This is a genomic window from Salinisphaera sp. LB1 (assembly GCF_003177035.1).
GTDB lineage: Bacteria > Pseudomonadota > Gammaproteobacteria > Nevskiales > Salinisphaeraceae > Salinisphaera.
Genome location: NZ_CP029488.1, coordinates 380,663 through 404,883, shown reverse-complemented (window position 1 = coordinate 404,883; position 24,221 = coordinate 380,663). Strand labels below are relative to the sequence as shown.

Below are 24,221 nucleotides of genomic sequence, written 5' to 3'. Positions count from 1 at the left end.
ATACCGGGATGCGGCATCCCGGGATCCCGAAGGCCGGCTTCGACAGGGTAGAATGCCGCATGCTCTGGTTTAGACGACTGCGCGCCCAGGCGAGCCGTACATGAGTGGCTCGACTGCGCTGTACAGCCTCGACAGCGGATCCGGTGAATCCGTGCTCCGGCTCGCGGGTGACTGGGGCGAGGCGGCGCGTCTGCCGGCTGCTGCCGAGGTGCAACGCGATATCGGCCATCCCGACCGCGTAGTGATCGACGGCAGCCGGCTGGCCAGTGGCCACCCGCGGGTGGCGGCCTTTGTGCATGCCTTGAAACAGGCGCTGGTCGAAGCCGATGTGGCGGTGACGGCGCGCGCGCTGCCCCGGGATGTCGAAGCCCTCATGGCGCTTGCCAGTGAGCCGCCCCCGAAAACGCCGGGTGGCCACGGGCGGCCGCATCCGCTGGCGCGACTCGGCGCGCGCTTCCAGCGTCGTCTCGAGATCGGCCGGGATACGGCCGCGTTGGTGGGCCAGGCGTTGGCACGTACACCGGCACTCGCAACCGGGCGGGCGCAGACGCGTTGGCGCGATTTCATTGAGCTCGTGCAGGAGACCGGTGCCGCGTCGCTGCCCGTGGTGACCGTGGTCAACCTGCTCATCGGCGCCGTGCTCGGCTTCATCGGGGCCGTGCAGCTGGCCACCTTCGGTGCCGGCATGTATCTGGCCGATCTGGTCGGCATCGCGTCGGCGCGCGAGATGGCGGCCATCATGACGGCGTTCATCATGGCCGGGCGGATCGGTGCGACCTTCGCCGCGCATCTGGCGACCATGGAGTCCAACGAGGAGGTCGATGCCCTGCGAATGATCGGCGTCTCGCCGTTCGAGTTTCTGGCGCTGCCGAGATTGGCGGCGCTGACCTTGATGATGCCGTTGCTTTATCTGTACGGCACGGCACTGTCGATCGTCGGGGGCATGGTGGTGGCGCATATCGTGCTCGGCACACCGCCGATGGCATTCATCGAGCGCTTGCAGGATGCTGTGGCGGCTCGGCAATTCGTCATCGGCTTGATCAAGTCGGTCGCTTTCGGTGTACTGATCGCGCTGACCAGTTGCTACATCGGGCTGCACGCCGGGCGCAATGCCGCCGAAGTGGGGCGGGCCGCGACCCGCACGGTGGTCGTCTGTATCATCGGCGTTATTTCCATCGATGCGGTGGCCGCGCTGTGCACGAACGCGCTGGGAATCTGATGGCCTTCGGCGGCGCTCGTCCGGGTACCACGACAAGGCGTCGCCGATGGCCGAGTTGAATCCGAATGCTGCGATCCCCGAACGTGGCCTGACTGTACGCAACCTGCGGCTGGCCTTCGGCGACACGGTCGTTCAGCACGACATCTTTTTTCACGTCGCGCCGGCGAATATCTTCGTCATCATGGGCGTATCGGGCTGCGGCAAGAGTACGCTGCTGCGCCATATCATCGATCTGCAGCGTTCCGAGGTCGGTGATATCTGTTTCGATGGACAGCGGTTGATCGGCGACGACCCGCACGAGCGGGCCGCGTTGCAGCGACGGATCGGCGTGCTGTTCCAGTCGACCGCGTTGTGGAGCTCGATGACGGTTGGTGAGAATGTGGCGTTGCCGATGCAGCTGCACACCCGCCTGCGCCCGCCCGAGATCCGCGATCAGGTCGCGTTCAAGCTCGCGCTGGTGGGGCTTGCCGGACAGGAGTCGCGCATGCCGAGCGAACTGTCCGGCGGCATGCAGAAGCGCGCCGGGCTCGCACGCGCGATTGCGCTCGATCCGGATTACCTGTTCCTGGACGAGCCGAGCGCCGGGCTCGATCCGATCACCTCGCAGCGCCTGGACGCCCTGATCATGCGGCTGCGCGATGCGTTGGGGCTGTCGGTGATCGCGGTCAGCCATGAGCTGCCGAGCATTTTCACCATCGCCGACGACAGTATCTATCTGGACAACCAATCGAAGACCGCGATCGCCCACGGCAACCCGCGTGATCTGGCCGAACAGGCCAGCGACGCGCGTGTGCGCGCCTTCCTCAAGCGCGAGCCGATCGAGGAGCCGACGCGGGGCCCCGTATAGTCGGGCCGGAAGAGAACCGACCAGTGAGCACAAGCCATGGCGAGTAACCGCAGCTACACCATCATCGGCGCCTTCCTGCTCGGGGCGATCGCCCTGACGGCGGTCGGCATCCTGACGTTTGGCAACACGGGGCTGTTCAAGCAGCAACGCCAGGCGGTGATCTTCTTCAACCAGTCCGTTCTCGGCCTGACCAATGGCTCGCGCGTGCTGTTTCGTGGCGTGCAGGTCGGCACCGTGCGTCATGTGCAGCTGCGCCTGAATCCGAAGGGCGGGGCCCGGATCGCGGTGACGATCGAGATGTCGGGCAATGACGTGGTCACGCAGAACGGTGAGCAGTTACCCAGCCATTTGACCATTCAGCAACTGGTGCAACGCGGTTTGCGGGCGCAACTGGTCGTTTACAGCTACGTGACGTCGCAACTGGCTGTGAACCTGGATTTCCACCCGAACAGCAAACCCCATTTCGTCGTGCCGCAGGGCCAGCTCGAACTGCCGGAAATTCCGGCCGTGCCGTCCGAGATATCCCAGCTCAAGGATACGGTTGCCAAGATTCCGTGGCAGAAGACATTGAACCGAGTGAACCAGACCATGAGCACGATGGTCCAGCTCGCCCAGGATCTGGACAAGACCGTGAACGAGGTCGGGCCGAATCTGAACAAGACCACGCAGAGCACGCAGCAGACGCTGAAGACGGTCCAGAAGGCGGTGGCCGCCAACAACAAGCAGCTGCAGGCCACGCTGGCCAGCGTTAAAAAGCTGAGCGACACCGCCAACAACGCGATTTCCAAGCACGATCAACAGATCGACAAGCTACTCGCGAGCGCCCGGAAAACCAGCGAAAACCTCGGCAAGCTGTCGAAGAACCTCGAGCAATTGACCAACCCGAAATCCGGTACGGGCCAGGATATGCAGAGCACCCTGCGCGATCTCTCCGCGGCCGCCTCGTCGCTGCGACGGTTCTCGGAAAAGATCGAACGCGATCCGCATACACTGCTTTATGGTGGCTCGCGCTAGTCATGTCCCCGAGCTTCGGCGTCGCACGGCCGACCGGCGATGTTGCTATCGTTGGCAAGGGTATCGGCATGTCACGATACGCCGGTGACCGGATCGATCGGCTCGTGCAGAGCGATCCGGCGGCCTGGACGGCGGCCAATCCATTGAAGAGGCACCTGTGAAAGTTGGTTCTGTTTCCCGAACGTTCCTGACGGCCGTGGTTACGGCCACCGTGTTGCTCGCCGGCTGCAGTTCGCTGCCGCCGCTCAAGCATGTGATGCTGAGCCCGCCGCAGACCCAGCGTCTGGCGGCACGACCCAGCGACTGGAAAGTCCAGCGCGTGCAGATGCCGGAATATCTGGACAACTACGATATCCAGCTGCGTACCAACGATTACGTGCTGACGCGCCTGCCCAATGCCAAATGGGCCGAGCGCCTGCCGGTGGCCGTGACCCGGCTGCTACAGCAGACCATCGATGAAAAGCTACAGACCAAGCGCGACAAGCACTACCAGGTGCACGTGAAAATCGACACCTTCGAGCCGCAGCCCTCGGGTCAGGTCGTACTGTCCGCCGACTGGCGCGTGACCAACGCCAACGGCCAGACCGTGGTTCGCCACGACAGCCTGATCAAGGAGCCGTTGCCCAAGACAGGCCGCAACGCCGACACCATCGGGCGTGCCATGTCGACCGCCGTACGGGAGTTGGCCATGCAGATCGTCGCGCGCGCGGGCTGACTCGCGCGCGCGACCATGACCGCCGTTAGAACCGGTAGCCGATGCCGAGCGTATACACGGCCGCTTTCCAGTGGTTAGTGGAACTGATGGTGGTTGCCGGGACTTCGGCGGCGGGGTTGGCCGGAATCGACAGTTTCGATTTCACGTCAGCAAGGCCGATATATCGGAAGTCGAGATTGAGATACAGCCGGCTCGTGAGATTGATATCGGCGCCGACGTCGCCGATAAAGGCCACGGGTTCGCTCAGCGACAGATGGGCGCCCTTGAAGGCGGGGTCGGTTACTTGCGTATCGTAGGTATTCAACCAAGTCGCGCCGACACCGATGTAGGGTTGGATGCGGGTGCTGACCCATGGCCGGTAGACCACCGTGAAGTTGGGCGGAAAGGCGCGGAACGTTCCGATTTTCTGGTAGCCAGTGCCTGGTACTTTAGCTTCGAAGTTGAAGTCGAGCGGCGGCGTCAACTGAAACTGCATGGCCAGATGATGGTTCGTGCGCGGGAGATATAAACCGTAGGTAATTTCGGCGGTGGTAGTGCTGCTCTGGCTCGAACCCGAGCTGGGCAAGGTTTGGCTCAAGCCGAATGCCGGAACGTTTTGGGTCAGCGCGGTACTGTCGCCGAGATACTGCAGATGCAGCCCGCCCACCGAGACGAAGCTGTTGTGCGCAATATAATGCATGGCCGAGCCGATCGGGCCGCTGCTGGCCGTATCGCTATCGGTCGTTGCTGCTGTCGCCTGGCTGGCTACGACCGCTCCGGCAACCAAAGTGCTCAAGAAGAGTGCGTATTTTAAAGTTTTACCGAAATTTACCTTATTATTCATGGTGCCCCTCCCTTGTTGGGGTAATGAGTGGTGGCCAGTCCCAAGACTTTTCGCGCACTCATGTATCATTGATTAATTCAATAAGTTGATAAAAAATATGAGATATCTAAATTTAAGTTTAGCCTCTGTTTTATGAGTATAAGAAAGTCATTGGCACTATGCTGGTAGACTTTCGGGTTAATTGAGCGATAATATAAATTATCCCGTTGTGACCTGGGTTGAGCATAGCGCTATTACTCGCGTTGGGTAGGTTTTCTTGCCAGCCGAACGCCGTCAGCGTCTGAGTGTTGGCGCGACTCCTCCGCCGGGGTCGGGGACTGCCGATTGTTGGATTGCAGCAGCGCCTGCGCTGCGTTGATCAGACCCGTGAAAATTGATCCGGTGCCGGCGTTGCATGGTCGGCGGGTCAGCCGTCGCATCAGCCAGCCTTTCAAGCAGGCTACTTCGCTCGAACTCATGGATTGTCGATCACCGGCATACGTTTGTATGTGTAGCCACCGGCGCCCCGCGAAGGCGCTTCTTATGCACGATGTTCTCCCTTGAAGCAGTCGGTGTTCGCTGGAATGCGACACGTTAAATTTTTAGAATAACGCGTGACCGAGACTAGCGAACCGAACCGGATCGCGCTACGGCTGCAACTATCCGTGCGGGCAGTGGCCGCGTTATGGCATGCAAGGCTGGTGCGGCGTGGCCGATAAAGTGCTTTTGTCGCAGGCGTTTGGCCGTTCGCCCCGATAATTTGCAACGTGCGAAAAGGTTCGCAGGGCGACGATTTATACCTTGGTATTATCCCGGGTTTCGCGGCCTGGAACGCCGTGAAATCGCGCACAGCCCTGATTTTTCGGTAACTTTGATTTCCAATTTTGTCTTTGCCGGCGGCCTGTTAGGAGCGGGTTGGCCTGAACGGCGCCGACGGGCCGACATACGGTGCAATTCAGGCCACGTCGACGCGATCGTGTGGCGTTTTCCTGACCCGTGAGCGCATTTCCTCGGGGTCAAAATCGTCGACACGAATGACGGCCATCTGCAGATCGAAGGCCGCCCGCAGTCGCCGGGCCTCGTCGGTATTCAATACATCCGCCTGCTCGGCCTGATCGATCTGGTCACGCGGATGATCGGCGTCGATGGTGCCGGCCTTGCGGGCCTTGACCACGGCCTTGTGCCATTCGGCGGTATCGAGCGTGGCCTGCATGGCGCGCTCGAACAGGGCGAGCGCCGTGTCGGTCCGGGTTTGCGAGATATAGCAGCCGGGTGTGAGCCGGTCGCGCGCGGCGCCGGGGGTCTGCACAAGACGGGCGATGCGGCGCCCGAGTCCGTCGCTTGGCAGGCGGGCCGTGCGGCCGAGCGGAAAGATGAGGACACCGGCAAGCCAGGCTGCGGGGCGGTTCGGCAGGTGTCGGAGCACGCCGGCCAGGGCGGCTTCGATATCGGCGAAGGCCTGCTCGCAAACCCAGGCCACGAGCGGCCGATCCTCGGCATGTTCGCCGTCCTCGACAAAACGCTTGAGCGTGGCGCTGGCGATGTACAGGTTCGACAACACATCGCCGAGCCGCCCCGAGAGCGACTCGCGGAATTTAAGTGTGCCGCCGAGCGTGCCCATGGCCACATCGGACAGGAGCGCCAGATTCGCGCAATAACGGTTCATGGCGCGGTAATAGGGTGCCAGTTCGGTGGCACGTCCGGCCGCCGAGCCGATACCGCCGGTGAACCCCATCACCAGCGAACGCGCGGCCGCGGCCAGGTCGTGGCCGATATGGCGATAGAGCAGATCGTCGAACGCATCGAGCGCGGCCTCCTGATCGCGGTTGTTGGCGGCCGCGATTTCGTCGAGCACGTAGGGATGACAACGAATCGCGCCCTGGCCGTAGATCATCATCGACCGGGTGAGGATGTTGGCGCCCTCGACCGTGATGTTTACTGGCGCGGCCTGGAAACTGCGCGCGACCGGATTCGACGGACCCAGCATGACGGCCTTGCCGGCATGCACGTCCATCGCATCCTTGGCGACTTCCTGCGCCAGGGTGGTGACGTGATATTTCGCGATCGCGGAAGCCACCGACGGCTTCTCGCCGAGATCGACCGCGTTGGCGGTGAAGCGGCGCACCGATTCACAGGCATAGGTCTTGCCGCCGATGCGCGCCAGCGCTTCCTGCACGCCTTCGAATTCGCCGATGGAGATATTGAACTGGCGGCGGGTGACGGCATAGGCGCTGGTTAGCCGCGTGTTGGCGATCGCATCGCCGGCCGAGCCCGACGGCAACGAAATCGCACGGCCCGCCGACAGGCATTCCATCAGCATGCGCCAGCCTTGGCCGATCATTTCGCGCCCGCCGATGATGGTGTCGAGCGGCACGAAGACGTCAGTGCCCCAGGTCGGTCCATTCTGGAACGGCGCGCTGGCCGGGAAGTGCCGGCGCCCGGTATGGCAGCCCGGCGTATCGGTCGGGATCAGCGCACAGGTCACGCCCAGTTCGGTGTCGTCGCCCAACAGGCCGTCCGGGTCGTACACCTTGAAGGCCAGCCCGAGCACGGTGGCCACCGGGGCGAGCGTGATATAGCGCTTGTCCCATGTGAGCTTCATGCCGAGCACCTCTTCGCCGTTCCACTGACCCCGGCAGATGACACCGCGATCGGGGATCGCGCCGGCATCGGAGCCGGCGAACGGGCTGGTCAGGCCGAAGCAGGGGATTTCCTCGCCGACCGCCAAGCGCGGCAGATAGTAGTCGCGCTGTGCATCGGTGCCGTAGTGCATGAGTAGTTCGGCCGGGCCGAGCGAGTTGGGCACGGCCACGACAGGCCCCACCGTGCCGCCGGCGGGGCCGGAACCGACCTTGGCCAGAACGCAGGAGTGCGCGTAGGCGGAAAATTCCAGGCCGCCATAGCGCCTGGGGATGATCATGCCCCAGAATTTGTTGTCCTTGATGTATTGCCAGGCCTCGGGCGGCAGGTCGGCATCCTCGTGGGTGATCTTCCACTCATCACACATATCCAGCAGGGTCTGCACCGGACCGTCCAGAAACGCCTGCTCTTCTGCCGACAAGCGCGCCGGCGGCAACTCCTCAAGCCGGCGCCAGTTCGGCATGCCGGAAAACAGCTCGCCTTCCCACCAGACCGTGCCGGCGTCGAGTGCCGTGCGTTCGGTTGCGGACAAGGTCGGCAACACGCGTCGGAAAAGCTGCAGCGCGGGCCGGGTCAGATATGGCTTGCGGATGGCACTGATGTGCAATGCCCCGAACACGACGATGAACAATGCCCACAATACGATCGCCGCCAGCGCACCGGTGCTGGTGAGCGTGCAGGCGGCCAGCAGTATGCCGAGGGCGGCGGTCGCGGTGGCCCGCCCCGTGCCGGTGTAGGCGAGGGCGAGGAGGCCGGCGAGAAAGATGATGAGCCAGAGCAACGCGATCATGCCCGAGTCCCTGCGCCGGCGGCCGGCGCCCGAAAAGCGTTATTTTCGAGCATAGGCACGGCCCCGACGGTGGTGCAACTCAGGTTCGGGCATCGATCCGCCGCAGGAAGGCATGCAGCCGTTCGGCAACGGCCGGGGCATCCTGCACGTGCAGCATATGCCCGCAGTGGGCGAGCGTGCGGTGTTCGATATCGGCAAAACAGGCCCGTCGGGCGGCGCGTGTTTCGGCGTCGATGAACAGCGTGGCCTGAGAGCGCCCGCCGTCGAGACAGAGCACCGGGCATTGCACATCGCGCCACAGCGCGCAGGCTTCAGCGGCGCGAAAACCATAGGGCATGCGGCGGTGATGCGCGGGATCGATACCCAGGCACTGACGTCCGTCGCCGGTCGGGCGCAGCCAGGCGCGGGCAAGATAGAACAGCGCCGCGTTGTCGAGCTCGGGGTAGCGGCGCGCGAGCCGGGCCGCGAAGTCCGCCACGCTGGCGTAGACGCGCGGGTCCTGTGATGCCCGACCGGTGACCGTGTCCAGCCAGTCGCGATAGCGCGCCGGGCTGTCGTTCGGATCGCTGTCGGGGACGTTGAGACTGTCCAGCGCGACCAGACCGGCCACACGTTCGGGCCGGGCGCCGGCATACAGGCTGGCGACCTGGCCGCCCATGCTGTGACCGATCAGCACCACGGGCTCGGCCACGCCAAGGGTATCCAGCAGCGTCTCGAGATCGGCCAGGTAATGCGGGAACCAGTAGGCCCCGGGCGTGGCCTCGCTCTCGCCGTGGCCACGCCAGTCGGGCGCGATGATGTCGCGATCGAGCGCATGCTCTGCTTCGAGTGCGGCCAGCAACGGTGCGAAGCCGGCCGAGTTGTCCATCAGCCCGTGCAGCAGCACCAGCGCCGGACCGCGTTGTGGCCCGATGCGCCGATAGGCCTGGCGCCTGCCAGCCAGGGTTTGTTGTGCCAGTGCGGCTAGAAATTCGCCGTGGGCAGCCAGTGCGGGCGGCTCGGAATCGGGCATGTCGGTGGGGCGCATCGGCCGTCAGCGGCGCGTGATCGGTGGCTGGCGCCGCCTTGCGTCCTGGTCGGCAGGATTTCGAGCGCCGCCAGGCAGACGGCGCGGTTCGCTATTCAACAATCGGTTGTGGGGCATGGGCAAAAGGGCAGGTCCGGGATTTGGCCCCATCCTCCCACGAATGCGAAGCGCCGTAGCGAAAGGCAGCAGTGCCTCGTGATCGGGACCGTTAGGGCCCGGACGTGTCAATCGTTCCGTACGTAGCCGAACCGATGGTGCCGCGGCAAACTGCCGGTGCCGGAACCCGGCATCGACAGCCGGGCCGGGCGCTATCGGACAGGGCGGTTCATGCGCGGGAAAGACGCGCTATGTCTACGTGATCGCGGCATAAAATGCAGGATGTAAGGGTCGAACAGCGTGCTAGACTCGTTGTTTTACCCAATACCAATCGGGCATGTCGCAAACCAAGACCACCGCGGGTTCCAGGGTTGTCTTCAAGGGACGGATGATGACGCTCTCCGTCCTCGAGATCCGGGAGGCCGACTGCGATCGCATCGCCGCTCTGGTGGACGAGCAGCTGGCCCGCGCGCCGGGTTTTTTTACGCGCCTGCCGGTGCTGTTGTCGTTGCCCGAGGCGGTGCCGGATCTCAAGCGCGTGGCCGAGATCATGACCGCGGCGGATCTGGTACTGGTCGGTGTTCTCGATCCGTCGCAGGCCGCGGCCGAAGCGGCCCGCGCGGCCGGTTTGGGCGTGATCACGTCGCCGGCACGCTCGGCCAGCGTGCCCGAGCGTCAGAACCAGGCGTCCGAGGTGCCGGCCGAGCCGCGTCAATCCGGATCCAACGCGGCCGCGACGCCCGAATCCGAGGCGCCGCCGCGCACCCCGACGCGCCTGATCACCAAGCCGATCCGCTCGGGGCAGCAGATCTATGCCCGCGGCGGCGACCTGGTGATTGCCACGTCAGTCTCCGAGGGCGCGGAAGTGCTGGCCGACGGCCATATTCATGTCTACGGTGCGCTGCGTGGCCGGGCGCTGGCCGGCGCATCGGGCGACACCGAGGCGCGCATCTACTGCAAGCGCTTCGAACCGGATCTGGTCGCGATCGCCGGCTGCTACAAGGTCGCCGACGCGATCGACGAGGGGGTGCGCTCCAAACCGGTCCAGGTCCGGTTGGACAACGACAATTTGCTGATCGAACTTCAGGAGTAATCAGTGGCCAAGATCATCGTAGTCACGTCGGGCAAGGGCGGGGTCGGCAAGACCACGACCTCGGCCTCGTTTGCCGCCGGCCTTGCCATGCGGGGGCACAAGACGGTCGTGATCGATTTCGACGTCGGCCTGCGCAACCTCGACCTCATCATGGGATGCGAGCGGCGCGTGGTGTTCGACTTCGTCAACGTCATCAATGGCGAAGCCAACCTCAAGCAGGCGCTGATCCGTGACAAGCGGATCGACAACCTTTGCATCCTGGCGGCGTCCCAGACCCGCGACAAGGACGCGCTCAACGAGGAAGGCGTCGAGCGCACGCTGAACAAGCTGTCCGAGGAATTCGAGTACATCGTCTGCGATTCGCCGGCCGGCATCGAGAAGGGCGCTCTGATGGCGATGCACTTCGCCGATGAAGCGCTGGTGGTGACCAATCCGGAAGTGTCGTCGGTGCGCGATTCCGATCGGGTGCTCGGCATGCTGTCGTCCAAGACCAAGCGCTCGATAGACGGCCGCGAGCCAGTGCGCGAACATCTGGTGGTGACGCGTTATGCGCCGGGCCGCGTCGGCAAGGGCGAAATGCTCTCGCTGGACGATATCGGCGATATCCTGGCCATACCGTTGCTGGGCGTGGTGCCGGAATCCGAGACCGTGCTCAATGCCTCCAACTCGGGTATGCCGGTGGTGCTGGAGGAAAACGCCGACGCCGGCGGTGCGTACATGGACATGGTGGCGCGTTTCCTCGGTGAGGATCGGCCGCTGCGTTTCACCCAGGCCAAGAAAGGCTTCTTCGACCGCCTGATGGGGAGATAAACCATGGGTTGGCTAGACGTTTTCCGTTCTAACGAGAAGAAGGGCTCGGCCAAGATGGCCAAGGAGCGCCTGCAAGTCGTGGTCGCGCATCGGCGGACCGGGCGCGGGGATCAGCCGGCCTATTTCCCGCAGCTGCAGCAGGATCTGCTGGCCGTGCTGCGCAAGTACGTCGAGGTAGGCGAGGACGCGGTCCAGATGGAGATCGAGCGCGAGGGCGACCTCGAAGTGCTCGAACTCAACATCACGCTGCCCGAAGCTAAACATTGATCGATGGCACAATTGCAGATACATATGGCAAGTCAACAATGATCTGAACCCAAGGAGCCGCCATGACCGATCGAGAGCAAGTCTTCGACTATGTGATCGTCGGTGGCGGCTCCGCGGGCTGCGTGCTCGCCAATCGGCTCTCGGCCGACGAGGGCATATCGGTTGTCATGCTGGAAGCCGGCCCGCGCGACTGGAACCCGCTCATCCATATCCCGATCGGCATTATCGGCCTGATGTGGTCGAAGATGTTCAACTGGGCCTACTACACCGCGCCGCAGACGCGCCTGGCCAATCGGCGCCTGTTCTGGCCGCGCGGCAAGACGCTTGGCGGTTCGAGCGCGGTCAATGCCATGTGCTATACGCGCGGCAACGCCGCTGACTACGATCACTGGGCCGCGGACGGCAACGAGGGCTGGGGTTATCGCGACATGCTGGCCTACTTCCGCAAGTCGGAGGGATTCGAGGGCGGCGCGAACGAATACCACGGCGATGCCGGCGGTTACCGCGTCAGCCGCGGGCGGCACAACAATCCCCTCAACGAAAAATTCATCGCCGCAGCCCAGGCCTGCGGTTATCCGCGCAATGACGACTTCGGCGGCGCCACGGATGTCGGCGTGGGGCGGTACAACGTGGCCCAGGACAACGGTCGCCGCTGTTCCAATGCCGATGCCTTCCTGCATCCGGTCGCGCATCGCAAGAATCTGACCGTGATCACCCGGGCACGGGCGACGCGCGTGATCTTCGAAGGCCGGCGTGCCACCGGCGTGGTCTATCGCAGGGGGTGGTTCGGCGGGCCGCGCACGATCCGTGCGCGGCGGGAGGTGCTGCTGTGCGGCGGCGCGATCAACTCGCCGCAATTGCTACTGCTGTCGGGCGTTGGCCCGCGCGACCAGATCGAACCGCACGGCATCAAATTGCACCATGAACTGCCGGGTGTCGGGCGCAATCTGCAGGATCATCTGGACATCAGCGTGATAGACCGCGAGAAGACCAAGCTCAGCCTGCGGCTTGACGCAAAGTTCGTCTTCGTCGAGGCGCCGGTGGCACTGTGGGATTATCTGCGTCATGGGCGTGGCTGGCTGGCCAGCAACGTGGCCGAGTCCGGCGGTTTCATCAGCAGCAGCGACGACCCGACGCTGGGCGATCTGCAACTGCATTTCATCCCGACCATCGAGCAGGATCACGGTCATCGGATGCGGAATACGATCCGCTATCATGGCTACACGCTGCGCATCTGCGACCTGCGGCCCGGGTCACGCGGGCATGTCGGGCTGGCCAGCGCCGACCCCGGCGCCGATCCCTACATCGATCCGAATTATCTCGACGATCCGCACGACCTGGCGCAGCTGGTCAAAGCGGTGAAGATCGGGCGGCGCATCATGCGCAGCCCGCCGTTGGCCGAGCACCGGGATACCGAGCTCGAACCCGGCGAGCAGATCCAGGACGATGCGGCCATCGAAGACTATATCCGGCGTCGTGCCGAGACCATCTACCACCCGGTCGGCACCTGCAAGATGGGCACCGGCGAGGACGCCGTGGTCGATGCCCGCCTGCGCGTGCACGGGCTGGACGCCCTGCGCGTAGTCGATGCCTCGATCATGCCGACCATCGTCGGCGGTAATACCAATGCCCCGACCACGGCGATCGCGGAAAAAGCGGCCGACATGATCATCGCCGATCGCGATGCGTCGCCCGGGTGATCAGGCCGGCCGGGCGGCCAGCGCCACCGCGCTTTCGATGAATGCCGCCAGGCCCGGGTTGTCGTCATCGCGCCGCCAGTACAACCCCTGCTCGATCGACGGCGAGTGCTCGATCGCGGCGAACACCACATCGTCCAGACGCAGCCGTGCGAGCGATGCGGGCACCAGCGCGACGCCGAGCCCCTCCGCGACCAGGCTGACGATGGTCTGCTGCAGGTGCGTCTCCAGGCGGATGCTCGGGGCGAAACCATGCGCCGAACAGCACGCCAGCACGGCTTCGTGCAGGCTGGGCGCGGTCGTGCGGGGCAGGGTCACGAAGGGTTCGCCGGCCAGCCGACGCACGTCGACCGTGGCCCCGCCGGCCAGCGCATGGTCGGCCGGGAGCACGGCGCATAAGGGTTCGTGGAGCAGCGGCCGGTAATCGAGGGGGCCGGGGCGGCCCATCGGCATGCCGAGCCCCACATCGATGCGCTGTTCCAGCAGGGCCTGCTCGGTGTCACGGGGAAGCATCTCTTCCAGACTGAGCGTGATGCGCGGATGGGCATCGCTGAAACGCCGAACCAGGCGCGGCAACAGACTGAAGGCAGCATACATGGCAAAGCCCAGTCTCAGGGTGCCCATGGCTCCGGCCGCCGTGGCGCGTGCGGACTCGCCCGCGCGTTCGGCATCGGCGAGCAGGCGCACGGCATGCCGGTAGTAATCGGCCCCGGCCGGGGTGAGTTCGACATGGCGCGAATGGCGTGTGAAAAGCGGTACCGACAGCTTCGCTTCCAGGGCCGCGATCTGCCGGGACAGCGGCGGCTGCGTAATATGCAGGCGTTCGGCGGCCCGGCCAAAATGCAACGTCTCGGCGAGCACGACGAAGTAACGCAGTTGACGGAAGTCCATGATCGATACCCATTTGGCATGGATTCAAAGGGTAAATGATATTAGACGGTATCGATTGGTCGCCGTAGTCTTGCCGCCCTGATTCCCGTAGACGAGATGCGCTCGTGTCGTCGGTCACTCACGTGCTTCTGCCGATCTTTGGCTTGATTCTGGCGGGCTATGTCTGTCGGCGCACATCGCGTTTGGGTGCCACGGCCGCCGCCGAGCTCAACAAGTTTGTGGTTTGGCTGTGTCTGCCTGCGCTGCTGTTCCAGGCCACCGCCACCACCGACTGGGCCGAGATCTGGCATCCGCGTTTTGTCGCGGTCTGTACGCTCGCCACGCTGGGCGTGTTCGTGGCGACGCTGGCCTGGCGCTGGCGTTCGCCGCGGCATCTCGTGGATGCCAGTATCGATGGTCTGAGCGCCGCCTATGCCAACACCGGCTATATCGGCATTCCCCTGTGCGTGCTGGTACTCGGCAAGCACGGACTGGTGCCGGCGCTCATCGCCACACTTATTGTGGTCTGTGTGTTGTTCGCAATCGCGGTGGTATGCGTCGAGGTCGGCCTGCAGGCGGAGAAGACGCTGCATCATGCGGTCGCCAAGGTTGTTCTCGCCCTGGCCAGGAACCCGCTGGTGGTCTCGCCCGTGATCGGCGGCCTCTGGGCCGTCAGCGGCCTGGCACTGCCGCAGCCGGCCGACAAGTTCCTGCATCTGCTGGGGGCGGCCACCACGCCGTGCGCGCTGGTCTCACTCGGAGCCTTCCTGGCGGCCCGGCCGTCAGGCAGCGGCCAGGGTGCGTTCACCCTCAGCGCGCTCAAGCTGATCGTACATCCAGTGATTACCTGGGTTCTGGCGGTGTGGGTCTTTCATCTGCCGCCGCTTTGGGCGGATGCGGCGCTGTTGCTGGCGGCGTTGCCGACCGGGACCGGCCCGTACATGCTGGCCGAGTTCTATCAGCGGGAGGCGTCGGTGGTTTCCGGCACCATTCTCTATTCGACGCTGGGCTCGCTGGCCACGCTCTCGATCTGCCTGTATCTCATTCGGTCGTAAGCGCGATGGCGCCGGCTGATCCAGTGGCTTCGTTCTTTAAGACGTTCATCCACAGATTTCTCAAGATCACACAGATGGCGGTTGTGCTGTTGTGCCTGATGAATACCGTGCGGCGAAGAAACGCGCGCGCTTCGTTCGTGGTCGCTGAACACGGATGACGCCAAAAAAATCCGGGTGCGCCTCACCCGGCCATGGGCGCCTCGATTCCGCTAGATCGGGAAAGCCCAACCGCATCTGCGTCGATCTGCGTGTATCTGCGGATGGTTTCAAAGAACGCGGCGACTCGAAAAGCCATTGGCGCCACGTTCTCGCTACGTCATGAAAGGCCGGCCGCAAATCTGTGTCATCTGTGGATCGATTCAACGGCTGACGACGCCAGGTCCTAAAGGTCGAGTTGCCCGAAAAGCCGGAATCGAGGCGCGTGTCGGGTCAGGGTTATGAGCCCCGCAGTTCCTTGCGCAGGATCTTGCCGACATTGGATTTCGGTAGTTCGTCGAGGAACACGACCTGCTTGGGCACCTTGTAGCCGGTCAACTCCTGGCGGCAGAATTCGATGAGTTCGTCCTCGGTGAGGCTGTCGTCACGCTTGACCACGAACACCTTGACCACTTCGCCGGATTTTTCGTCCTCGACGCCCACGCAGGCGGCCTCCATCACTTTCGGGTGCGAGGCGACGACATCCTCGATCTCGTTGGGATAGACGTTGAAGCCGGACACGAGAATCATGTCCTTCTTGCGATCGACGATATAGAGGAATCCCTTGTCGTCGAACTGGGCGATGTCACCCGTACGCAGGTAGCCGTCGGCAAAGAAGGTCTTGTCGTTCTCCTCGGGCTTGTTCCAGTAGCCCGCCATCACCTGGGGCCCGTAGACGCAGAGTTCGCCGGGCTGGCCGGGCTCGACTTCGTCGCCGTTTTCATTGCGGATGGAGATGTCGGTCGAGGAGATCGGCAGGCCGATCGAGCCATTGTAGCTTTCCAGGTTCAGCGGGTTGATCGACACCGCGGGCGAGGCTTCGGTCAGACCGTAAGCTTCGATCAGCGGTACGCCCGTGATTTTCTGCCATTTCTCGGCCACTGCCTTCTGCACCGCCGCGCCGCCGCCGAGCGTGATCTTCAGAGCCGAAAAATCGAGCTTGGCGAAGTCGGCGTTGTTCACCAGCGCGTTGAACAGGGTGTTCACGCCGGTGAATGCGGTCGGCCTGTGCTTGTCGAACTCCTTGACCAGCGCCGGAATGTCGCGCGGGTTGGTGATCAACACATTCTTGCCGCCCTGCTGAAGAAAGACCAGGCAGTTCGCCGTCAACGCAAATACATGGTAGAGCGGCAGCGGCGTGATGATGAGCTCGCGGCCCTTTTCGGTCCAGGGGTCGAGCCAGGCCTGGGCCTGCTCGATATTGGCCACCATGTTGCGATGCGTCAGGATCGCACCCTTGGCCAGCCCGGTAGTCCCGCCGGTGTATTGCAGAAAAGCGATGTCGTTGGGCTCGACCGCGACCGGCTTCATCGATTGCTTGGCGCCGCCCGACAACGCCGTGTTGAGCGTGATCGCGCCCGGCAGCTTGAACGCCGGCACCATGCGCTTGACGTGTTTGACGACGAAATTGACCAGCGTGCGCTTGATCGTCGGCAGGCAGTCGCCGACCTGGGTGGTGATGACCGTTTCCAGTGGCACCTTGTCGACCACCTTTTCGAGTGTGGCCGCGAAATTCTCCACGATCACGATGGCCCGGACGCCGGCGTCGGACAGCTGGTGCTCGAGCTCGCGCGCCGTGTACAGCGGGTTGACGTTGACCGCGACCATGCCGGCCCGAAGAATACCGAACAGCACGATCGGGTACTGCAGCAGGTTCGGCATCATGATGGCGACGCGGTCGCCCTTCGAGAACCCGAGATCGTGCTGGAGATAGGCCGCGAAATGGCGGGATTGAGCCTCGATCTCGCGATAGCTCATCTCGACGTCCATGTTCGAGAACGCAGGCGCGTCGCCGAATTCGCGACAACTGTCCTCAATGACATTGACGAGCGTGCGTTTAACGTCGAGCTGAATTTCGGCGGGCACTCCGTCCGGGTATTGCTCTAGCCAGGTCTTGTTCACGGTCTCTCCTCTAGGGCCTGTTGCCATTTCATCCGCGTCCGTGCCAAGTGCTGTTTTGCGGCAAGACGAGGCGTAGCGAACGTGGCGTAGTTCATTCTACGTGAGAGCGCACCAACGCTGGATTGCCGTCGTGTCGTCAATCGTCGGGCGCTTGTCCCTTCGGGTTGGGCCGCCTATAAAATCAATCATGGCGCCGCAACGGCGTTGCGTGTCTCGATCGTGGCACGCAACGACCGGCCACGCGCGCCTTGTCTCGACGGATTTGCGGTCTCCAAAGCGGCACGTGTACGAAACGGCAACAGGCCCTGAACAACCGTTGTCGTGGACGCGTACCGGCAACGATTGATCTTGTCATATCTGGCATCGCGCCGTCGCATGGTGGCGCGGCTCAGGCTGAGTCCGCCAGTTTGCCATCTACGCTTTCGCTTTCGGCGTGGAGCTGCAATGCCATGTCGCGTAGCGAACGGTCGCGGTAGACGGATTGCCCGGCCTGTTCGATCTTTCCGATGAGCGTGTCGATGGCGCGGGCTGCGTTGGTGTCGCGCGGCTGGGCGCGCGCCGAGGGATCGCCGGCCCGCACGATCTCCACCACCCGAGCCAACCGGACCTCGGCGATATCACGGCGCGGCAGCAGTGTCGTGCCGAGCTCGCCCGCTTCGATGAAAATTCCGCCGGTGACGAGCTGGTCGGCGATGTCCTGGATATGATCGGGCGCGGCGCGCAGCGTCCGGGCCAGCGCCGATGTCGTCCACGGCATGCCGCCCCGCATGAAGCGATCGGCCACGAGGGTCGTGATCAGCAAGGCCAGGCGCTCGCGCTCGGCTGCCCCCAGCCGGGGCGGATAGTCGCCCCGGGTGAGCCGTTCGGTGTGCTGGAGCAGGAACGCCACCCGGCAGCCGAGCAGCAGGATCATCCAGGAAACATAGAGCCAGATCAGCAACAGGATCAGGATCGCGAAGCTCGAATAGATCGCATTGACATTGCCGGCGTTGTGAGCGAACCAGGCGAAGCCGAGGCTGGCGGTCTGCCAGAGCACGCCGGCGAAGGCGCCGCCGCCGAGCGCCGGCAGCAGCCAGACCCGGGTGTTCGGTATGAACTTGAACAATACCGTGAAGCCGATGCCATAGAGCACATAGGGCAGAATGCGCCCGGCCAGATACAACGCCGCGCCGAATGGCTCGATCGATGTCAGCCAACCGACCGTACTGTTCGAACTCACGGTGGCGGTCATGCTGGCTGCGGCGAGGATTACCAGCGGCCCCGCGACCAGTACACTGATGTATTCGGTCACCCGGCGGCCGATCGAGCGGGGCTTGCGCACGTGCCAGATATAGTTGCAGCCGGCCTCGACCTTCTGGATCAGCGAAACGACGGAATAGATCAGCGTGACCATGCCGATCGCGCCCAGTACGCCGACCTGAACGTTCTGCACGAAGTCCACGATCTTGTCGATGATCTGGCCGCTGCCGGCGCCGAGTGGCGACAGGAAGCGCTGCAGCACCGGCCGCAGGGCGTTATCGACACCAAAGGCCTTGAGCAAGGAGAACGCCAGCGCCAGTAGCGGGACCAGCGAGACCAGCGTGGTATAGACGAGTCCCATGGCGCGCATGGTGATCTCGCCGTTACGGAAATCCTCGATCAGCGTCAGCAGGATACGTACGGCGACGAGCGCCCAGCGGCGCGGCCCATGCAGGCGCTCAAGCTCGGGCTGCCAGACGATGGCGTTGAACCGGCGGCCCAAGGCTCCCACCCATCCCATGTACGACTCGCTTGAAAAACGCGTGGGCCCATTGTAACCATCAATCGACGTCGACAGACGTCGATACAACAGGAGGCGCCGTGAACCACCCAGCCGAGGTATCGGATCCGGTCGAGCGCGTGGACGGCCGGCCCAGCGTCGGCGAAGGGCCGGGCGCTTTGGCAACGGTGGACGCCCAGTGGCCGGATATCGGCGCTGCGGCGGCCGAACTGCTGCGCGTGCTGGCCCGCCACCCGGCCGCGGCCCTGCGTATCGAAGCGCGGTTTGGCATGCGATTGACCCTTGCTCTGCTGGGGCGCGGCGGCCCGCGCCCCACGGCGGATGACCCGCGCTTTGCTCATCCGGCCTGGCGGGCCAGTCCCGTATTCGGCCGCGTGGCCCGTCTTTATCTGGTGCTTGCACAGGCTTTGCGCGAGGTGGTGGGCGTGGCCGGGTTGCCGGACATCCGCCGCCGGCAGCTGTCGTTCGCGGTCGAGCACCTGATCGCCGCCCTGTCGCCGGCCAATCTGTTTCTGACCCATCCGGGGTTTTACGACAACCTGCTTGCCACGCGAGGCCGCTCGGCGGTGACCGGGATGTATCAGTTGCTGCGCGATCTGCGCGACAACCGCGGGCTGCCGCGCCAGGTCGATCCGGAGGCCTTCACCCTGGGCGTCGACATCGCAGCCACGCCGGGCGCCGTGATCTATCGTGACGCGATCTGCGAGTTGATCCAGTACACGCCCCATACGGAACAGGTCGACGCATCGGCGATCCTGCTGGTCGGGCCACAGATCAACAAATACTACGTGCTGGATCTGAGCCCGGAGAACAGCCTGGCACGCCACGCGCTGGTCAGCGGGCAGCAGGTTTTCGCGGTCTCGTGGCGCAACCCGACGGCGGCACAGCGCCGCTGGGGGCTGGCCGATTACGTCGAGGCCACGGAGCAGGCCGTTGAAATCGTCTGGCGGGTAACCGGCCGGCATCCGGTCAAGCTGGCCGGGGCCTGTGCCGGCGGGCTGACGGCCGCGGCCGCGGCGGCACGCTTGGCGGCCGCGGGAGACGGCGAGCGGATCGCCTGCCTGTCGCTGTTCGTGACCCTGCTCGAATCGCCGCACAGTCTGGCCGATGTGCCCGCGGGCCAAGACGAGACCCTGGCGCGCGCGTTGTCGCGTGCGAGCGGCGACGGCGTCGTCGAGGGCGCGGCCCTGGCGCGCGCCTTTGCCTGGCAACGGCCGGATGCATTGGTATGGCGCTTCGTCACCCATAACTACGTGCTCGGCGAGACACCGCCGGCGTCCGACATCCTGTACTGGAACAGCGACACCACGCGTCTGCCCGCGCGTCTGCACGCCGATCTGCTCGGCATCTATCGCGACGATCAGCTGCGCACCACCGGCGGGCTGCGGCTCGGCGATCAGCGGATCGATTTCTCGGCCATCGAGCAGGATGTGTTCGTGCTGGGCGGCGCCGCCGACCATATCGCCCCCTGGCAGGCCTGCTACCGCTCGATGCAGATGTTCCGCGGCCGCCGCCGGTTCGTGCTCGGCGCCGGTGGCCATGCCCAGGCCATCGTATCGCCGCCGGGCCCGAAAAGAGCGCATGCGGCTCGGGGCTTCTGGGTCAACGACAATCACGAACTCGGGCCGGCCGAGTGGCGCCGCGGCGCGCGCGCCGCCGGGACGTCCTGGTGGCCCGACTGGATCGACTGGTGTCGTGCGCACGGCGGGCCGACCGTGCCCGCTCCGGAGGTTTTCGGCAATGACGACTTCGAGCCCATCGAGAGTGCGCCCGGCCGTTATGTGCGCCAACGCTGACACATGTCGCATCGATACTTTTCATATCGGCGGCGACGCGATGGTCGTCGCCCGTACCGCCGGGCGCGGGCCGCCGCTTCTGATCTGCAACGATTTTCTTGCCGATCATCGCGTTGTCCAGTCATTCTGCGATGCGCTGTCGCGCTCCACCATCTGCTTCGACGCGCCGGGTATCGGCGGCACGCCGGGCACGCCGCGAATGGCGCGCATGGCCGGTCTGGCCGCTCGGGCGGCGCGCTTGTGCGATGTGCTGGAACACGATGTCGTCGACGTGCTCGGCATAGGCTGGGGTGGCCTGCTGGCGCAGCGTCTGGCGCGGGATCATGGCGCGCGGGTCCGGCGCCTGGTGCTGGTGGCGACTTCGATTGGTCCGCTCATGCTGCCCGGCCGAGCGGCCAGCCTGTGGCGTCTGGCCTGGCCCGGCGGCCCGGGGCGGGCCGTGGCCGATGGGCGCGATGTGCGTACACTGTTCGGCGGCCGGCGTGCCGACGAATGCGCGGCGGTGGCCGCGGCCGTGCGCCGGGCCTGCCCGCCCACGCGACGGGCATTCGCGGCCCAGCTCTATGCCATGGCGGGCTTCTCGAGCCTGCCCTGGTTGCATCGGTTGCGCATGCCGACGTTCATCCTTGCGGGCGACGATGATCAGGTCGTGCCGCTGCCCAATGTCCGCCTGCTCGGCCTGCTGATCCCGGATTCGCGGCTTTCGATCATGCGAGGCGCTGGGCACTGGCTGGTGCTGGAACGCCCGGACGAAGCTGCCCGGCGGATCGAGGAATTCCTGGATACGCCGCATCCGGCGCAGCCGGGCGGTGAAGCGATCTGAGCGACGGATGTCTTGGCTTGCGCCAGCCGGGGGCCGACGGTGCCTTGTCACAACGTCCGGCAGGCTCTACTGTCGAGCACATGGGCGGCGATACGAGTCGCATGAGGCTGATGTCCGATCCGTCAGGAAAAAAAATTCACTCGCTGCGTGCTATCCGGCGGCTGCCGCCCGAACACAGTGTATTGCGACGCCGCACCCGGATCCAGGTTGACTGGATTGATGTGGACGGCGTGCGCCTGCGCTACGGCATTCGTCGCGGCCGTGGCCGGCCCATGCTGGTCCTGAACGCCATGGGCGCGAATCTCGATATGCTGTTGCCGCTGGTCAACGCGCTGGATGACGCCGAGATCATCGTGCCCGAGATGCCGGGGGCGGGGCGTTCGCCGGCCCTGGCCGTGCCGCGACGGATGGGCTGGTACGCCGATCTGATCTCGACCTTTCTACTGCGTCTCGGCTACGACGAGCCGCTGGATGTCGTTGGCCTGTCCTGGGGCGGCTCGCTCGCCCAGCAGTTCGCGCTGGATCATCCCGCCGAGGTCAATCGGCTCGTGCTAGCGTCCAGCGCCATCGGCTGGCCGAGTCTCGCCACGCGCTCGAGTACGCTCAAGCGTCTGGCGGCGGCGCGACGCTACGAGCGCGCGGAAACGCCGCCGGTCGCGGTGGCGGGCCTCTACGGCGGACTGGTGCGCCGGCGGCCGGAACTGATCAGCCGTCGCGGTCGCTATGCCAGCGGGCCGAGTACACGCGGCTACATCAACCAGTTGATTGCCTCGCTGGGCTGGACCAGTGCGCATCGCCTGCATCGCCTGCACTGTCCGACGCTCATCATGGGCGGCGACGACGATCCGATCGTGCCGCTGGTCAACAGCCGCATCCTGTATTGGCTGATACCCAAATCGTATCTGCACGTCGTCCGTGGCGGCGGGCATCTGTTTCTGCTGATGCGAGCCAACGAATCGGCCGGGGTGATTCGTCGCTTTCTCAACGAACGCCGCTACGACGGAACCGACGGCGCAGACTATTACGCCGCTCGCGGGCTCGCAGCCGACGGCGCACTCAAGCCGCGCCTGCCGGCCTCGGCCTGACGGGCCGGGCATGCCTGCCGCGGCCCGCGCGAGGCCGTATTATTTACCGTCCCGGCGGCTGCGGGCCGCAGCGACGGCTTGGCGATGCGCCACCGCCATCCGGGCCGCCTCGGCGAGACTGCGACGGTCGTAACCGCGGGGATCAAGCGGCGCGCAGACCCGTACTTCGGCCCGGATCGCGCGCAGCCGGAATAGATGCTGGAAATGCGGCCACAGCGGGGCCCCGTCCACCCAGGGCGCCAGCGCATGATGCATGCCCGGGGGCGTGGTGTCGTCGCAGTAGCGCAGGCTCACCGGCAGCACGTTGTAGCCGCCTTCGATCGCGGCCGCGAACAGACGGGCATGAAACCGCCGCGGGTTGGGGTCCGGGGTGGTCGTGCCTTCCGGGAAGAACAGCACCGAGCGACCGGAGGCCAGCATCGCGCGAATCGATGCGCTCGTTTCACCCGTCTTGCCCTGGCCGCGGTCGAGGAACAGCGTGCCGCCGGCACGGGCGAACGCGCCGACCACCGGCCACCGGCCCACTTCGGCCTTGGATACGAATGCCGTGTTGAAGATGCGGCCGAGCACCAGGATGTCGATCCACGAACAATGATTGGCCACCACCAGCATCGGTCCGGCCGGCACGTTGCCATCCACATCCAGGCGCACATGCAGTGCGCCGAGCATTCGGCCCAACCACCAGTTGATCAGATACTTGCTGCGCCGGCCCAGCAACGGGACCGCCGGCAACAGCACCAGGCCGAGCAGCAGCGTGGCGCCGAAGCGCACGGCCTTGAAGCCCAGACCGATGCGGCCGAGCAGGGGGTGATCCGTGGCGAAGGAGGAAGTCGTGGACATAGGCGCGTATCGTGGCCGGTTCGAAATCGTACGACGTCGCGCGGCAAACGGCTATAGATAGCCGGTTGCCCGCGCGGTATTGCGAACGCAGTTTAGCCAGCGCCGCCGCAGGCCGACAACGCCGGCGTTGTCGGCGGGGTCAACGCTGCGGTTCGGGCGGCACAGCTTCGTAGATCGGCTGGAATCGATTCACGATCGTGCAAAACAGGCGCGCGGTCTGTTCCGTATCGTAGCGCGCGGAGTGTGCCGCGTCGTTGTCCCAGCTCATGCCGGCCGCCGTAGCGGCGCGGCGCAGCACTGTCTGGCCGAAGGCGACCCCGGCCAGCGTGGCGGTATCGAAGCAGGAAAACGGATGAAACGGGCTGCGTTTGATGCCGCTGCGCGCGATCGCGGCGTTGAGAAAACCGAGATCGAAATGCGCATTGTGGCCGACCAGCACGGCGCGCTTGCAGCCGTCGGTCTTCATGGTTTCGCGCACCATGCGAAAGATGCGGCCCAGCGCGTCGCGCTCGGGGATGGCCGGGCGCAGCGGATGGTGCGGGTCGATGCCGTTGACCTCCAGCGAGGCCGGCTCGATGTTGGCACCCTCGAACGGGGTTACGTGATAGGACGCCGATTCGCGCACGGCGAGCTGGCCATCCTCCTCGAATCCCACCGTGACGGCAGCGATTTCGAGCAGGGCATCGGTCGCGGCATTGAAGCCGCCGGTCTCCACGTCGATTACCACCGGCAGAAAGCCGCGAAAACGAGTGGCCATCCGCGGCGTGGTCGCGGCTTCATCATGGGAATCGATCATGGCCGCATGGTAGCAGCTGCGCTGCTTCGGCGGGACCGGTGGCGACGCGATTCTGTATACTGAGCGGCCTTCAAACACTCCTA

Annotated in this window: 20 protein-coding genes; 12 read left to right on the top strand and 8 right to left on the bottom strand. The window is 64.8% G+C overall.

The genetic code is table 11. The annotated features are described in order from the left end of the window. The first annotated feature begins 100 nt into the window (after nucleotides 1-100). The 4 genes from SALB1_RS01755 to SALB1_RS01740 all read left to right on the top strand — a co-directional run bounded on the left by SALB1_RS01755 (nucleotide 101) and on the right by SALB1_RS01740 (nucleotide 3,795). Nucleotides 101-1,219, top strand: coding sequence for an ABC transporter permease (locus SALB1_RS01755; protein ID WP_109992292.1), 1,119 nt, complete (start codon nucleotides 101-103; stop codon nucleotides 1,217-1,219). A 46-nt stretch (nucleotides 1,220-1,265) separates the two neighbouring features. Beyond that, on the top strand, nucleotides 1,266-2,066 hold the full coding sequence (locus tag SALB1_RS01750) for an ABC transporter ATP-binding protein (protein ID WP_109992291.1): 801 nt from the start codon (nucleotides 1,266-1,268) through the stop codon (nucleotides 2,064-2,066). A gap of 36 nt (nucleotides 2,067-2,102) precedes the next feature. Next, complete coding sequence (locus SALB1_RS01745; protein ID WP_109992290.1) at nucleotides 2,103-3,080, top strand: MlaD family protein; 978 nt, start codon at nucleotides 2,103-2,105, stop codon at nucleotides 3,078-3,080. Nucleotides 3,081-3,237: 157 nt separating this feature from the next. After that, on the top strand, nucleotides 3,238-3,795 hold the full coding sequence (locus tag SALB1_RS01740; RefSeq protein ID WP_145961216.1) for a membrane integrity-associated transporter subunit PqiC: 558 nt from the start codon (nucleotides 3,238-3,240) through the stop codon (nucleotides 3,793-3,795). Between the two features lie 25 nt (nucleotides 3,796-3,820). Here SALB1_RS01740 and SALB1_RS01735 read toward each other — a convergent pair whose 3' ends face one another. From SALB1_RS01735 to SALB1_RS01725, 3 genes are all read right to left on the bottom strand, one after another. After that, on the bottom strand, nucleotides 3,821-4,618 hold the full coding sequence (locus tag SALB1_RS01735; RefSeq protein WP_158590582.1) for an OmpW family protein: 798 nt from the start codon (nucleotides 4,616-4,618) through the stop codon (nucleotides 3,821-3,823). A gap of 934 nt (nucleotides 4,619-5,552) precedes the next feature. Continuing rightward, nucleotides 5,553-8,027: an acyl-CoA dehydrogenase gene (locus SALB1_RS01730; RefSeq protein ID WP_109992287.1), complete on the bottom strand. Its 2,475-nt coding sequence runs from the start codon at nucleotides 8,025-8,027 to the stop codon at nucleotides 5,553-5,555. Nucleotides 8,028-8,106: 79 nt separating this feature from the next. Then, on the bottom strand, nucleotides 8,107-9,039 hold the full coding sequence (locus SALB1_RS01725; protein ID WP_158590581.1) for an alpha/beta fold hydrolase: 933 nt from the start codon (nucleotides 9,037-9,039) through the stop codon (nucleotides 8,107-8,109). A gap of 448 nt (nucleotides 9,040-9,487) precedes the next feature. Here SALB1_RS01725 and minC point away from each other — a divergent pair, with 448 nt between their 5' ends. The 4 genes from minC to SALB1_RS01705 all read left to right on the top strand — a co-directional run bounded on the left by minC (nucleotide 9,488) and on the right by SALB1_RS01705 (nucleotide 13,020). Further along, nucleotides 9,488-10,243: a septum site-determining protein MinC gene (minC, locus tag SALB1_RS01720; protein WP_109992285.1), complete on the top strand. Its 756-nt coding sequence runs from the start codon at nucleotides 9,488-9,490 to the stop codon at nucleotides 10,241-10,243. A gap of 3 nt (nucleotides 10,244-10,246) precedes the next feature. Continuing rightward, nucleotides 10,247-11,053 (top strand): septum site-determining protein MinD, encoded by an 807-nt coding sequence (minD, locus tag SALB1_RS01715; RefSeq protein ID WP_109992284.1) that lies wholly within the window; start codon nucleotides 10,247-10,249, stop codon nucleotides 11,051-11,053. Between the two features lie 3 nt (nucleotides 11,054-11,056). Next, nucleotides 11,057-11,320 (top strand): cell division topological specificity factor MinE, encoded by a 264-nt coding sequence (gene minE / locus SALB1_RS01710; protein ID WP_109992283.1) that lies wholly within the window; start codon nucleotides 11,057-11,059, stop codon nucleotides 11,318-11,320. Between the two features lie 62 nt (nucleotides 11,321-11,382). Further along, nucleotides 11,383-13,020, top strand: coding sequence for a GMC family oxidoreductase (locus SALB1_RS01705; protein WP_109992282.1), 1,638 nt, complete (start codon nucleotides 11,383-11,385; stop codon nucleotides 13,018-13,020). On the opposite strand, the gene SALB1_RS01700 is transcribed toward SALB1_RS01705, so the two are convergent. Next, on the bottom strand, nucleotides 13,021-13,908 hold the full coding sequence (locus tag SALB1_RS01700) for a LysR family transcriptional regulator (RefSeq protein WP_199678654.1): 888 nt from the start codon (nucleotides 13,906-13,908) through the stop codon (nucleotides 13,021-13,023). It lies immediately after the preceding gene. A gap of 104 nt (nucleotides 13,909-14,012) precedes the next feature. Here SALB1_RS01700 and SALB1_RS01695 point away from each other — a divergent pair, with 104 nt between their 5' ends. Next, a complete protein-coding gene (locus tag SALB1_RS01695; protein WP_109992280.1) occupies nucleotides 14,013-14,942 on the top strand; it encodes an AEC family transporter in 930 nt (309 codons plus the stop codon). A 435-nt stretch (nucleotides 14,943-15,377) separates the two neighbouring features. On the opposite strand, the gene fadD is transcribed toward SALB1_RS01695, so the two are convergent. Continuing rightward, nucleotides 15,378-17,039: a long-chain-fatty-acid--CoA ligase FadD gene (fadD, locus tag SALB1_RS01690; RefSeq protein WP_109992279.1), complete on the bottom strand. Its 1,662-nt coding sequence runs from the start codon at nucleotides 17,037-17,039 to the stop codon at nucleotides 15,378-15,380. 388 nt (nucleotides 17,040-17,427) lie between these two features. Next, nucleotides 17,428-18,798, bottom strand: coding sequence for a YihY/virulence factor BrkB family protein (locus SALB1_RS01685; protein ID WP_109992278.1), 1,371 nt, complete (start codon nucleotides 18,796-18,798; stop codon nucleotides 17,428-17,430). A gap of 80 nt (nucleotides 18,799-18,878) precedes the next feature. Here SALB1_RS01685 and SALB1_RS01680 point away from each other — a divergent pair, with 80 nt between their 5' ends. The 3 genes from SALB1_RS01680 to SALB1_RS01670 all read left to right on the top strand — a co-directional run bounded on the left by SALB1_RS01680 (nucleotide 18,879) and on the right by SALB1_RS01670 (nucleotide 22,502). Beyond that, a complete protein-coding gene (locus SALB1_RS01680) occupies nucleotides 18,879-20,594 on the top strand; it encodes an alpha/beta hydrolase (protein WP_109992277.1) in 1,716 nt (571 codons plus the stop codon). Between the two features lie 40 nt (nucleotides 20,595-20,634). Further along, nucleotides 20,635-21,417 (top strand): alpha/beta fold hydrolase, encoded by a 783-nt coding sequence (locus SALB1_RS01675; protein WP_158590580.1) that lies wholly within the window; start codon nucleotides 20,635-20,637, stop codon nucleotides 21,415-21,417. Nucleotides 21,418-21,518: 101 nt separating this feature from the next. Next, a complete protein-coding gene (locus tag SALB1_RS01670; protein WP_158590579.1) occupies nucleotides 21,519-22,502 on the top strand; it encodes an alpha/beta fold hydrolase in 984 nt (327 codons plus the stop codon). 39 nt (nucleotides 22,503-22,541) lie between these two features. Here the strand turns inward: SALB1_RS01670 and SALB1_RS01665 are convergent, their stop codons facing one another. After that, nucleotides 22,542-23,342, bottom strand: a complete 801-nt coding sequence (locus SALB1_RS01665; protein ID WP_109992274.1) for a 1-acyl-sn-glycerol-3-phosphate acyltransferase — start codon at nucleotides 23,340-23,342, stop codon at nucleotides 22,542-22,544. A 139-nt stretch (nucleotides 23,343-23,481) separates the two neighbouring features. After that, nucleotides 23,482-24,138: a ribonuclease T gene (rnt, locus tag SALB1_RS01660; protein ID WP_222843051.1), complete on the bottom strand. Its 657-nt coding sequence runs from the start codon at nucleotides 24,136-24,138 to the stop codon at nucleotides 23,482-23,484. Between the last annotated feature and the right edge of the window lie 83 nt (nucleotides 24,139-24,221).

Bases quoted from the DNA above. Each gene is read 5' to 3' on its own strand.
- SALB1_RS01705 (WP_109992282.1), top strand. From the start codon at position 11,383: ATGACCGATCGAGAGCAAGTCTTCGACTATGTGATCGTCGGTGGCGGC.
- SALB1_RS01750 (WP_109992291.1), top strand. From the start codon at position 1,266: ATGGCCGAGTTGAATCCGAATGCTGCGATCCCCGAACGTGGCCTGACT.
- minE (WP_109992283.1), top strand. From the start codon at position 11,057: ATGGGTTGGCTAGACGTTTTCCGTTCTAACGAGAAGAAGGGCTCGGCC.
- SALB1_RS01670 (WP_158590579.1), top strand. From the start codon at position 21,519: ATGAGGCTGATGTCCGATCCGTCAGGAAAAAAAATTCACTCGCTGCGT.
- SALB1_RS01665 (WP_109992274.1), bottom strand. From the start codon at position 23,342: ATGTCCACGACTTCCTCCTTCGCCACGGATCACCCCCTGCTCGGCCGC.
- SALB1_RS01675 (WP_158590580.1), top strand. From the start codon at position 20,635: ATGGTCGTCGCCCGTACCGCCGGGCGCGGGCCGCCGCTTCTGATCTGC.
- SALB1_RS01745 (WP_109992290.1), top strand. From the start codon at position 2,103: ATGGCGAGTAACCGCAGCTACACCATCATCGGCGCCTTCCTGCTCGGG.
- SALB1_RS01725 (WP_158590581.1), bottom strand. From the start codon at position 9,039: ATGCCCGATTCCGAGCCGCCCGCACTGGCTGCCCACGGCGAATTTCTA.
- rnt (WP_222843051.1), bottom strand. From the start codon at position 24,138: ATGATCGATTCCCATGATGAAGCCGCGACCACGCCGCGGATGGCCACT.
- SALB1_RS01730 (WP_109992287.1), bottom strand. From the start codon at position 8,027: ATGATCGCGTTGCTCTGGCTCATCATCTTTCTCGCCGGCCTCCTCGCC.
- SALB1_RS01755 (WP_109992292.1), top strand. From the start codon at position 101: ATGAGTGGCTCGACTGCGCTGTACAGCCTCGACAGCGGATCCGGTGAA.
- SALB1_RS01700 (WP_199678654.1), bottom strand. From the start codon at position 13,908: ATGGACTTCCGTCAACTGCGTTACTTCGTCGTGCTCGCCGAGACGTTG.
- SALB1_RS01685 (WP_109992278.1), bottom strand. From the start codon at position 18,798: ATGGGATGGGTGGGAGCCTTGGGCCGCCGGTTCAACGCCATCGTCTGG.
- SALB1_RS01735 (WP_158590582.1), bottom strand. From the start codon at position 4,618: ATGAATAATAAGGTAAATTTCGGTAAAACTTTAAAATACGCACTCTTC.
- minC (WP_109992285.1), top strand. From the start codon at position 9,488: ATGTCGCAAACCAAGACCACCGCGGGTTCCAGGGTTGTCTTCAAGGGA.